Annotated in this window: 7 protein-coding genes; 4 read left to right on the top strand and 3 right to left on the bottom strand. The window is 43.8% G+C overall.

The features are described from left to right. Positions 1 to 209 precede the first annotated feature (209 nt). Positions 210 to 1,829, top strand: coding sequence for an O-phosphoserine--tRNA ligase (gene sepS, locus EO98_RS12240; protein WP_048138570.1), 1,620 nt, complete (start codon positions 210 to 212; stop codon positions 1,827 to 1,829). A 30-nt stretch (positions 1,830 to 1,859) separates the two neighbouring features. Next, positions 1,860 to 2,609 carry a DUF169 domain-containing protein gene (locus EO98_RS12245; protein WP_048138571.1) on the top strand — a complete coding sequence of 250 codons (750 nt, stop codon included), beginning with the start codon at positions 1,860 to 1,862 and terminating at the stop codon, positions 2,607 to 2,609. Between the two features lie 146 nt (positions 2,610 to 2,755). On the opposite strand, the gene EO98_RS12250 is transcribed toward EO98_RS12245, so the two are convergent. Next, entirely contained in the window at positions 2,756 to 3,472 is a 717-nt protein-coding gene (locus EO98_RS12250; protein WP_048138572.1) for a J domain-containing protein, read from the bottom strand. Positions 3,473 to 3,529: 57 nt separating this feature from the next. Continuing rightward, on the bottom strand, positions 3,530 to 5,080 hold the full coding sequence (gene dnaK / locus EO98_RS12255) for a molecular chaperone DnaK (protein WP_369799048.1): 1,551 nt from the start codon (positions 5,078 to 5,080) through the stop codon (positions 3,530 to 3,532). Between the two features lie 1,086 nt (positions 5,081 to 6,166). Between dnaK and thsA the strand changes: the two genes are divergently transcribed. After that, on the top strand, positions 6,167 to 7,825 hold the full coding sequence (thsA, locus tag EO98_RS12260; protein WP_048138573.1) for a thermosome subunit alpha: 1,659 nt from the start codon (positions 6,167 to 6,169) through the stop codon (positions 7,823 to 7,825). Between the two features lie 267 nt (positions 7,826 to 8,092). Here the strand turns inward: thsA and EO98_RS12265 are convergent, their stop codons facing one another. After that, entirely contained in the window at positions 8,093 to 9,214 is a 1,122-nt protein-coding gene (locus EO98_RS12265; protein WP_048138577.1) for an ORC1-type DNA replication protein, read from the bottom strand. A gap of 644 nt (positions 9,215 to 9,858) precedes the next feature. On the opposite strand from EO98_RS12265, the gene EO98_RS12270 reads away from it, so the two are divergent. Further along, positions 9,859 to 12,543, top strand: coding sequence for a CHAD domain-containing protein (locus tag EO98_RS12270; RefSeq protein WP_048138580.1), 2,685 nt, complete (start codon positions 9,859 to 9,861; stop codon positions 12,541 to 12,543). The last annotated feature ends 16 nt before the right edge of the window (positions 12,544 to 12,559 follow it).

A 12,559-nucleotide genomic window follows, 5' to 3' on the forward strand; every position in this document is an offset into this window, starting at 1 on the left:
AAAAGGAGAGCTAAATAATTTTCATAATACCACTAAAATCATTTACTATTTGGTGTAGTAAAATTACAATTTAGTACCCGGCTACCTGACGCCCCTTATCCAGTGTACTTAACCGGGCCGCTAAACAATTCAACATATGCATATAAACGATAAAACCGTAAGGGTCTGACAGATCCAGAATTCCAATAATCAGTTACAAGAGGATATCCATGAGATTTGATCCAGAAAAAATAAAAAAGGATGCAAAAGAGAATTTTGACCTTGCCTGGAACGAGGGTAAAAAAATGGTCAAAACACCTACCCTTAACGAACGTTACCCAAGAACTACCCTGAGATACGGGAAGGCTCACCCTGTTTATGATACAATCCAGAAACTGAGGGAAGCCTATCTGCGCATGGGTTTTGAAGAAATGATGAACCCTCTTATAGTTGATGAAAAAGAGGTTCACAAGCAGTTCGGAAGCGAAGCCCTCGCAGTCCTTGACCGCTGTTTCTATCTTGCAGGGCTGCCCCGCCCCAATGTAGGGATTTCTGACGAGCGCATTGCACAGGTAACAGAAATCCTGGGCGACATAGGAGAAGAAGGAATAGACAAAATCAGGAAAGAACTCCACGCTTACAAAAAAGGGAAGGTTGAGGGAGATGACCTTGTTCCCGAGATCTCAGCAGCTCTCGGGGTTTCCGATGCCCTTGTAGCTGACATGATTGAAAGGGTTTTTCCTGAATTCAAAGAGCTTGTACCCCAGGCAAGCACAAAAACGCTGCGCAGCCATATGACAAGCGGCTGGTTCATTTCCCTCAGTTCCCTCCTTGAGAGAGAAGAGCCTCCATTCCACTTCTTCTCGATAGACCGCTGTTTCAGGAGAGAGCAGCAGGAAGATGCCTCAAGGCTCATGACCTACTACTCAGCTTCCTGCGTGATCATGGACGAGGACGTGACCGTAGACCACGGGAAAGCCGTTGCCCAGGGGCTCCTCTCCCAGTTCGGCTTTGAAAAGTTCCTCTTCAGGCCCGATGAAAAACGCAGCAAATACTATGTGCCTGACACCCAGATCGAGGTCTTTGCCTTCCACCCGAAACTCGTGGGCTCGAACTCCAAGTACTCTGACGGCTGGATTGAGGTTGCAACTTTCGGAATATACTCTCCAACAGCACTTGCAGAATATGATATTCCGTACCCTGTCATGAACCTCGGGCTTGGGGTCGAAAGGCTTGCCATGATCCTGCATGATGCCCCCGATGTCCGCTCCCTGACCTACCCGCAGATTCCGCAGTACAGCGAGTGGGAGATGCCTGACAGTGAACTTGCAAAGCAGGTCTTTGTAGACAAAATGCCTGAGACTCCGGAAGGGCAGGCTATTGTAGATGGCATCGTTTCTCAGTGCGAACTGCACGGAGAAGAGCCAAGCCCCTGTGAGTTCCCTGCCTGGGAAGGGGAAGTTTGCGGAAGGAAAGTAAAAGTCTCCGTAATCGAACCAGAAGAGAATACAAAACTCTGCGGTCCTGCAGCCTTTAATGAGGTCGTTGCCTATCAGGGAGACATTCTGGGAATCCCGAATAACAAGAAATGGCAGAAAGCTTTTGAAAACCACTCTGCAAGGGCAGGCATACGTTTTATAGAGGCTTTTGCTGCCCAGGCTGCCTGGGAAATTGAAGAAGCCGCAATGTCCGGAGCAGATGAGCATATTGTCAGGGTAAGAATTGTCAAGGTCCCCTCTGAAGTCAACATTAAAATAGGCTCTACTGTCCAGCGGTATATCACAGGTAAAAATAAAAAAATAGATTTCAGAGGCCCGATCTTCACCTCCGTAAAAGCGGAATTCAAGTAAAAATAAGCAGTAAAAACAGGAATGGGCCGTATGCAAAGAGAAGAAGTACCGTTTTCAGGATACCCGGAACTTAAAAGGCTGATGGAAACTGGAGAGCCTGTATGTGTAACCTTTGAGATAGAAGAAGGGGATACAAAAGAAGGATTCCGGGGAGCAGTACCATTCCAGGGAACAGTACCATTCCAGGAAGCAGAGACAAAAGAAAAAGTAGCCGGAAAAGGAAGTGAAGAACTTCCAGAAAAATCCGGCTTTCTCTTTTGCGAACTTGTGCAGAAAGCCCGCATGGGAGAGAAATTTCGGATTTCCGGACAGAGCTGCTCTCCCGGAGACTATGTCCTGGGTCTCTCTGAGGAAAGCCCTTCTGAATATTACCTTAAATCCGGAAGATACAGGAATATGCAGGCTGCAGAAAAAGCAGCCCTTTCCCTTCCAAGATTAAAGAGAGAATTTTGTTCCATAGTTATCGAGCCGCTTTCCCTTAACAGGGGTAACTTTGATGTGTTAATTCTTTTCCTTAAACCTGAGAAAGCCATGCGCATTGTCCAGGCGAATGCCTATTCTGAAGGAAAAAGGACAGTAATGAACACAATGGGTGCAGCTTCAATCTGTGGAGATTGTACTGTACTGGCCCTGGAACAGGGTATGGGTTTATCTTTCGGGTGTAAAGGGTCAAGAAAACACAGCGGATATGAAGATCTTGAAGTTCCCCTCGGGATTGCTTTTGAAAACGTCGAGGAAATTGAAGAAGGGCTTTCAAAACTTCCCGAAACAACGCATTAAGAGCGCAGGATAAAAAACGAAGAAATAAACGAAGAAATAAACAAAGAAATAAACAAAGAAATAAACGAAGAAATTAAACAAAGAAATAAACAAAGAAATAAACAAAGAAATAAATAAAGAAATAACAGGCACCTGTCAGCTTTTTGTCATATTATTTTATCGAATAAGTCTACTACACTTTCCAGCCCGACAGCTTTTAATTGATCCGGAGAAACAACTGCAACGGTTGCCAGAAGAAAGACAAAAACAAGGGCGTAGACAAAACTTTTCAGTAAAAAAGAGCTGACTGAAAAACTCTTTTTGCGCTTGCTGTCATCAACTTCTTCTACGAGTCCTTCATATCTGACTTTTACACTTGACCAATCGGCACTATCTCTGTTTGATTTACCTGAAGGGTTTCCGTCTTCAGAATCCTGGTGCTTTCCGGAAGAGACATATTTGGACCAGTCAATAGTTTTAGATTCGGAAGGGGAATTGGATTGGCCAGAGTTCAGAGGATCACTGGAAGATTTGAACGGAACATAGGAAATGGTAGTCGATCTAAAGGGAGATTTAGAGCCTGACGGTATATCGGGAATATCCGGACCCTGGGAGTCATGGGCAGATTCCTGGCTATTGGAATTCCCAGGAGTGGCAAAAACTTCAGTTGCCTTTTCTTCCGGGGGCAAAGACCTATCATATGCCGTTCTTTTTTGAGGGTCTTTGAGAGTTTCGTAAGCTTCCTTGATCTTTATGAACTTTTCATGGGCATCAGGGGACTTAGCTCTGTCCGGATGATATTTTTTTGCAAAATAGTGATACCTGTCTTCGACCTCCTCAGGGCTTGCACCTCTGGGAATATCGAACAACTGATAATAGTCCACTGCTTTTCACCCTCTGAACCTGTATATCTATTATTGAGCCGTTAATCGATTAAGCAATTAATCATTGAGACCTTCTGGCCTTTCTATAGTAACACTTCGCGTGATTCCGGTCCCAAGGTCTTTGGCTGTAGCATTTATTAATCCGTTAGCGTCAATGTCAAAAGTAACCTCTATACGCGGGATGCCTTTTGGGGCAGAGGGAATATTATCGAGAACAAGCATTCCTAAGGTAACGTTTTTTGATGCAGCTCGCTCTTCTCCCTGGAGGATTTTCCCTCTCACGACCCTCTGATTGTCGTAATGGGTGGTAAAGATTTTACTATTTCTTGTGGGAATTGTTGTATTCCTTGGAATTACTGGCGCCATCAAATCTCCCACGGTTTCAAACCCGAGTGTAAGAGAGGTTACGTCAAGAAGCACAAGATTGCCTGCGTCAACCTCTTCCCTGGGAGATTTAAGATATTCATTTCCAAGGATCCCTGCCTGAACAGCAGCCCCCATTGCTACCACTTCGTCTGGGTTAATGTTCTGAAGAGCCTTTTTTCCCATGAACTCTTCTACAGTTTTCACTACAGCAGGTATTCTGGTAGAACCTCCTACAAAAATAACTTCATCAATTTCTACAGGAGAAAGCTTTCCATCCTGCAGGGTTTTTTCCATAATTGATAAAGTTTTCTTAACAAGGTCCTCAGTCATCATGTCGAATTGGTCTCTTGTTATATCTATATCCAGGGTTTTACTTTCAAAAATATAGGGCAGGTTAACATTTGCAGTTGTGAGGGCGGACAGGTCAATCTTACAGCGTTCTGCAGCCTCCTTAACGCGCTGCATCGACTGTGGCATATCTGAAAGGTCTTTGCCTTCAGCCTTCTGGAACTCGGCAAGTAGATGTTCAACAATCCGCCTGTCGAAATCATCGCCGCCAAGTTCGGTGTCCCCGCTGGTAGCCAGTACTTCGAAAATTCCGTTTTTAATCTTAAGAATTGAAACATCAAAAGTACCGCCCCCCAGGTCGTAAACCAGAATTTTCCGATTATCCATCCCATCGGTTAAACCGTAAGCGAGCGCAGCTGCAGTAGGTTCATTTATGACTCTAAGTACTTCCAGACCTGCAAGTTCACCTGCCTTTTTTGTTGCAAAGCGTTGAGAATCGTTAAAATAAGCAGGGACAGTAATTACCGCTTTTTCAACGGCATCCCCTAAGTATTTCTCTGCATCATGTTTTAGTTTTTGAAGGATCTTTGCGGAGATTCCATGAGGAGTATATTTTTCATTATTCAGTGACACCCTGTAGTCGGGTTTCCCCATATTCCTCTTTATGGATTGGACAGTATTCTCATGGTTGGAAATCATCTGCCTTTTTGCAAGATCTCCTACAAGTAACTCATTCTTCTTTGAAAAACCTACAACTGAAGGCGTAAGCCTTTTTCCTTCGGAATTGGTAATGACCCTGGGTTCACCAAGCTCAATTATCGCCATACAAGAATTGGTGGTTCCCAGGTCGATACCCAGTACTTTTCCTCTGATATTTGCCGTTGGCGCGCCCCCAAAAATTATATAATGTGTTCCAGAGATATTAAGTTTTTTAATAATGTGATGAGTATATATAGTGAATTAAATTGCGGATATTGAGCAAACATAAAATATAATATTTACTTAGGTATAAAACATTCTTCTTGAGATTTTTTATTAATACAAAGGAAATCAGATTAAAAAAAGTTTTCGCTGGAGAAAAATAATCTAGCGTCAAAATCTTAACCAATTTCAAAGAAAATGTAAAGCATGAAGACTAACAACATAAGTCACAAAACCATAGAAAACGGAGAAGTAGGCACATTTTCCACATCAGCCAATATGTTTTACAGTTGCCGAAAAGAACATATGATTAATTGGAATTAAATATTTACATTTGGAATTGAAGATGAAAAATAATTAGTAAGTAATGAGATATAACAAGTAAAAATATTATGTAAGAAAGAGGGAGTAAGATTATATAGTAGTTGATTCCCTAAATTTGAGGGAAAGGCATGGAAGAGAGCATATTTATTGAGAGAGTTATACATTAAGTACATTCTCATGATACCTTGCTAAATTATGATGCCTTGCTAAGTTATGATACTTGCTAAGTTATGATACTTGTTAAGTTATGATACTTGTTAAGTTATGATACTTGCTAAAATTGCCTGACAGCTTAATGTGATAACTTAAACATGACAGCTTTAATTACCTGAGAATGGTCAGTATCACCTGATACTTCTGTGCCAGGATACAGGTTACTTTTGCCTGTTTTAACCTGAAATTAACAAGAGAAAAGATTACTGTTTTCGTATTCCAGGTAGAGAAATGAATATATCTTTGCCCCCGTTTATTTGTCCTTATTTGTTTTTATCATTTGTTTTTCCGCGTAATTGCCAGGTAATTTTCCAGATAATTTTCCGGGTTATTTGCTCCGGTTATTCTGGAAAAAGATTGACTACTAAAGTATAGATTGAGTCTTTTTAATCTGGTCTTTTCTGTTAAAGAAATCCGGTATAAAACGAGTTCATCACAGGCTGTTTTTTAAAGGAAACAAATACCAAAGTACACTTATTACAGAGAGACCTGCGGGATGAGTTTATATAGAAGTACAAACATGTAAAATGCGATTTTAATTCCATAGCTATTCCAAATTCACACTAATGGAGGATTTAAATCATGGCAGGACAGCCAATATTCATTTTGAAAGAAGGAAGTAAGAGAACAAGAGGCAGGGATGCCCAGAGTAACAACATTATGGCCGCAAAGGCAGTAGCCGAAGCAGTCAGAACAACCCTCGGTCCCAAAGGTATGGACAAAATGCTTGTGGACGCAATGGGTGATGTGGTCATCACAAACGACGGGGCAACCATTCTCAAAGAGATGGACATCGAGCACCCTGCAGCAAAGATGGTGGTAGAAGTATCCAAGACCCAAGACGATGAAGTGGGAGACGGAACCACCAGTGCAGCAGTAGTCGCAGGGGAACTCTTAAAGAAAGCTGAGGACTTAATCGAACAGGAAATTCACCCGACAATCATTGCATCCGGATACAGGCTGGCAGCCGAAAAAGCTGTTGAAGTCCTTAACTCCCTGGCAATGAATGTAGATATGTCTAACCATGACCTGCTGGTCAGCATCGCGGAAACCGCCATGACCGGAAAAGGTGCAGAGGCCTCCAAGAGACTCCTCTCCGAAATTGCCGTGGACGCTGTCACAAGCGTTGTGGACACAAACGAAAAGAAGAGGACAGTGGACAGGGACAACATCAGCGTTGTCAAGAAAGTAGGTGGCAGAGTCGAGGATTCCGAACTTATTAAGGGCATGATCATTGACAAGGAAAGAATCCACTCCAACATGCCTGAAAAAGTCAAGGATGCAAAGCTCCTCCTCCTTAACAGTGCAATCGAACTCAAAGACACTGAAGTAGACGCCGAAATCTCAATAACTTCTCCTGACCAGCTCCAGTCCTTCCTTGACCAGGAAGAGCAGATGCTCAAGAAGATCGTCCAGAAGGTAATCGGCAGCGGTGCAAACGTTGTCTTCTGCCAGAAGGGCATTGAAGACCTTGCCCAGCACTACCTCGCAAAGGCAGGCATCTTTGCCATCCGCAGAGTCAAGAAGAGCGACATGGAAAAGCTCGCAAGGGCAACTGGCGGCAAACTCATCACCAACATGGATGAAGTCACCTCCGAAGACCTCGGATACGCAGGGCTCGTGGAAGAGAAGAAGGTTGGCGGCGACAACATGACCTTTGTCACAGGCTGCAACAACCCCAAGGCCGTAACCATCCTCCTGCGCGGCGGCACAGAACATGTAGTTGACAGCATTGACAGCGCTCTCGAAGACGCTCTCCGCGTTGTAGGCGTTGCAATCGAAGACGAAAAGCTCGTTGCAGGCGGCGGCTCCCCTGAAGTTGAGGTTGCCCTCAGGCTCCAGGAATACGCAGCAACCCTCGAAGGAAGGGAACAGCTTGCTGTTAAGGCCTATGCCGAAGCCCTCGAAGTAATTCCCAGAACCCTTGCAGAAAACGCAGGCCTCGACCCAATCGACATGCTCATGGAGCTGCGCTCCCAGCACGAGAAAGGCATGAAGACCGCAGGGCTTGATGTCTATGAAGGCAAGGTCGTTGACATGTGGAAGAACTTCGTAGTCGAACCCCTCAGAGTCAAGACCCAGGTCATCAACGCAGCCACAGAGTCTGCAGTCATGATCCTCAGGATCGACGACATCATAGCTTCTACCCGTGCAGCCCCTGGCCCTGAAGATATGGGCGGAATGCCCCCAGGAATGGGCGGAATGCCGGGAATGGGCGGAATGCCCCCAGGAATGATGTAAATTCCTGAAAAATAAGGTAAAACCGAAAAGTGATTGAATCCAAAAAAGGTGCAGTTTCTTTACTGCTCCTTTTTTAAAGTTTAATCAGAAAACATTTCAAGCCTGAAAGCCTGTTTTCCGGCCTCTCACCGGAAAATCCATGTGAATCTCCGTTCACTAATTCTCTTTCAGGCTTCTTTTCAGGTTTTTCGAATAATCAGGCTATTTTTTCAACAAAAGTCATATAAACGAATTTATAAAATAATTTTTTGCAAATTAAATCATTTTTCAGCCTTTTTTAAGGCAGTTAAGGATGTCATCAGCTTCATACTTTGTTTTGATTATCCGTGTCCTGCCTCGCTTGCCCTTGCCTGTAAAGTCAGCGTCCACATAGTTGAGAGTCTGAAGCCTGTTGACCATGCCGTAAAAACGGGTGTAGCCGAGCTGTGTCAACTCGTGGAAAGATTTATAGAGTTCTCCAGCCTTAACATCATCTGTCCTTGCTATCAGTTCAAGCAGCTGTTTTTCAGGGTCTGAGAGGAGGCTTATGCCCCTGCACAGGTGGAGAAGTTTGGAAGCCTCGTAGGCTTTTTCCACATCTTCTGATAAGATCATGCGGCTTCCCCTGCGCTCAGCGTTGAACCCTGAACGTCTTAGAAGATCGATTCCAACCCTCAGATCTCCTGTTTTTTCCACATATGAGACAACAAGCTCCAGTACTTCTTCAGAGATTACTTTCGGGTAAAAGCCGTACCTGACCCTATCCTTAAGGATGTCCAGAATCTCTGCCTTCCCATACCTTGGAGAGGATATTTCTTCAGGCAGGAAAACAGAGTTAACCCTTGCATCCAGGCAATAAAGGTCAGATGCATCGTTTACGATCCCGATAACCCCTATCTTTGCTCCGGGATACTGCTCGTGAGCCCTTAGCAGGGAATACATCACTTCGTTGGCGTGTCCCTCACAGCAGAGATAATTAAGGTCATCCAGCGCCACAATCAACACTTTTTCAGAAGAAATCAGGAAATTTACAACGTTTTCAAAGAGTTTCCGAAAAGCAATCCCGGAATTCGGAGGAGAGATCCCGAACAGTTGCCTGTAAATCCTGGAAATTACGGCAAAACGTGTGGAATCAATCTGGCAGTTGACCTTTACAGCCACAACACCCGGAGCATGAGCCTCAACTTCTCTGAAAACCTTCATAACAGCACTGGTCTTCCCTGTTCCTGGAGGACCGACCAGCAAACAATTTAAAGGCCGCATGCCGCGCAGGGCCGGTCTGAGCGCAAACCTGAGCGCATTTAACTGTGAATCCCTGTGGGGAAAATATTCTGGGAGATAATCCGGCTCAAGTACCGAGAGGTCCTTAAATAGGGTTTCGTCCCAGAGTAGTATATCGTTGCCTGTCAAGGAAACTTGCTCCTTTGTTATTGATATATCCTTTATAATGTATCCTTTTGCTACTGGATTTTTGTAACTGAATCCTTGCAATTGCCGGATACTACTGATTGAGGGCTGGCCTGTAAAAGTATGTTTGAATGGCTGGATCTCAAGAGATTGCAGTGCAATTAAATAATGTGAGTTCCACAGTTTGAACACAGGTTTTAAAAGGTCAAACTCCCTGTTTAATATAAATAAGTAAAATTTTTGGTAAATATATCTATTGCTCTGTTTAAATTTTTAATAAATATGTATTATTACGTTTTAGCTTTTTTGAATTTTTACTGGATTAATAACTATTTTTGAACCATTATTTTGTAGTTTGAGTAATCATCCAGGAAAATTAATAATCCAGTAATATAGCAACCAATCTCCGGGTAAAGAAAAAACTTATGATTTAACCCTGTTGACGGTAGTTAAGATACTTTATAAATAATTAATAGAATATTAATTAAAGAATCATTAGAGAATAATTAAAAATATCATAGATTCCTGAGTATCTATTTGAAGATTGGCGACATATTTGAAGAATGAGTACATATACACTCAGCATTCACAGTTGAAGAATAAGTACATATATACTCAGTATTCACAGCAGGGTGGGGAGAATTAATATGGAAATTGAGTCAAAATTTTTGGTACCGGAAGAGACAGATTTTAAAGCGCTTGAAAATCTCTCCAGGCTTGCATCTTATACTATTTCTGAAGCTAAGATCCAGATAATTGAGGACACTTTTCTTGATACTGAAAATAAAGACATTATGGCTGCCGGGTATTACTTGAGAGTAAGAAAAGCTGCCGGAGAAAAAGGGAAATGGGTGACAATCAAAAGTCTGGGAGGTTTTGAAGGCGGGACCCACAGAAGAGAAGAATATGTAAGTTTCCTGCCTGAAGGGCTTTCCGTGCTTGAATGCCCCGCTCTCCGGATCAGAAATATGATTTTTGAGTTTACCTCAGGGCTTGACCTGTCTCCACTTATTACTCTCAAACAGAAAAGGACAATTCGCAAGTTAAATCTTGAAGAAAAACAGGTAGCTGAACTCTATCTGGACAGGGTAAATCTCAAAAGCGAAAGCAGGAAAAAACTCTACAATGAGTTTGAGGTGGAACTTAAAAGCGGTGGGACTGTTGATGACCTTGAGACTATCCGGGATTTCCTGCTCAGTCATTACAGCCTTGTAGAGAGCCCTTTTTCCAAGTTTGAAAGAGCCTATATTTTCAGGGAAAACCTTCCGGAAAAAACCTTCCTGAACTTGAAAGAAAGAGCTGTCTGCGCACAGCTTGCAGGTCACAAAAACATATACGGAAAGCAAGCCAAGATTCTTCTATTAATTGACAGGGGCAGTAATCCTGCAGAACTCAGCCTTCTACTTAAAGTCCCGGAACCGGAAATAGAAGCTCTGCTCTCGCGGTTTGAAAAAGAAGGGCTTCTAGTCTTTCCTTTTACAGGAACTAAAGAAAAAACCCCTGGAAAAAGCCTGGCATTTCATTTCCAGTCCGGAAGAGGGGAACCCCATAAAGGCTGGAGTGAGATGGGCATTGAGGAATGGACCCCTGAAGCCCTTATGGAACTGTATGGAGTTAACAGAGAAAGAGCAGAAAATATCAGGGCAGGGACCCTCGCCCTCTTTGACGGACTTTCTGCTTATCACGGGCTCGGAAAGGAGGAAAAGGAACTGCTCGGCCTTGCAGCCCTCCTGCAGGATATCGGAAGTTCAGTATACAGAGGAGAAGAAGCCATAATGAGCAGAGAAATTCTCCTTACCCATCCGATTAAAGGACTGAAACCAAATGACCTGCAAATGCTTGCCCTTATCATGGAGCTTCAGAACCCCGAAATAAGTGAAAAAAAGCTTTCTGTAGTCCTTGAAGAAGAGAATACAGGTCTTTCTCCGGCTTTTCAGAATAAAGCCCTCATTCTTGCAGCTTTTCTCCGGATTGCAAACCTTTCCGACAAAGGAGCTCAGGGGTTTCTGCCCTCCAGGTTCAGGCAACTTGAGGGAACTGTCGAAATAGAACTGCTGGGACCTGATGCAGAAAAAACTGCAAAAAAGGCGGAAAAAAGAAGCGAACTCTGGGAATATCTCTTCAGCACCAAACTCCGATTTACGAAGGCAAGGGAACCTCTTGAATCCGGAGACTTAGAAAGAGCCCTGGAAATAGCCTCGGGAAGAGCCTCAGAAAAAAAACCACGAGAAGAGAGAGAAGAAGCTGAAGAAGAAGCTGAAGAAAAAGGAGGAAAAAAACGCCGGGGGAAAGTTGAGGACAAAACTGAAAAAAGAATTGAGAAGAAAAAAAGAAAAGAAACTCAGAAATTCACGGTCAGCCCGGAAGATTCCATGGCCTTTGTTGCGCACAGGATCTTTACATACCAGTTCTCCCAGATGCTAGCCCATGAAAAGGGAACCCGAAAAGGAGAAGACATCGAAGAGCTGCATGACATGCGCGTTGCGGTCCGCAGGATGAGGGCAGCAACAATAGTCTTTGATGAATACCTTGACTCCGAAAAACTGGAGCCTCACCTTAAAGGGCTCAAGAGAACACTTGGTGCCATGGGAGGAGTCCGGGATCTGGACGTTTTCCGGGAAAAAGCAGAAACTTACCTGAAAACCCTACCTTCCGGGCGTGAACATGACCTTGACCCTCTTTTTCTTACACTTGCGGAGGAGAGAGAAAAAGCCAGGGAAGATATGCTCGATTACCTTGACAGTGAAAAGTACAGCCGTTTTAAGAAAGACTTTTCGGACTTTCTGGACTTTCCGGAAAGCTGGGCTCTCCCCACAACTACGGAGAAACATGACTCTCTGCCGCACCGGGTAAAGGATGTACTTCCTTCGATCCTCTATGCCCGTTTAGCCGACATAAGTGCCTACTCCGAATGGGTGGAGGGACCCTATGTTTCGGTTGAGAGGCTGCACAGGCTCAGGATTGCTGCCAAAGGGCTGCGTTATACTTTAGAGTTCTTTGAGGGCGTACTCGGGAAAGAAGTTGAGACCTTAATAAAAGATTTCAAAGTTTTGCAGGACCACCTTGGAGACCTGCATGATGCAGCAGTTGCAACCGGAATGCTGGAATCTTACCTGAAGACCGGGACCTGGGGCCCTTCAGAAAGTGAAAAGGCATCGAGTGAAATGCAGATTTCCGAAAGCCCTGGTGGAGTGGAAGCTTACCTTGCTTACAGGGAGGAAGAACTGTTAGCCCTGCTCAACACTTTTCCTGATGCCTGGGAAAAAATCCGGACCGAAGAGTTTAGGAAGAGAATTGAAAGTGCAGTCAGAAACCTGTATGAAGGCCTCTGAAGGATTTCAATTAACT

Source organism: Methanosarcina sp. 2.H.T.1A.6 (assembly GCF_000979455.1).
Taxonomy (GTDB): domain Archaea; phylum Halobacteriota; class Methanosarcinia; order Methanosarcinales; family Methanosarcinaceae; genus Methanosarcina.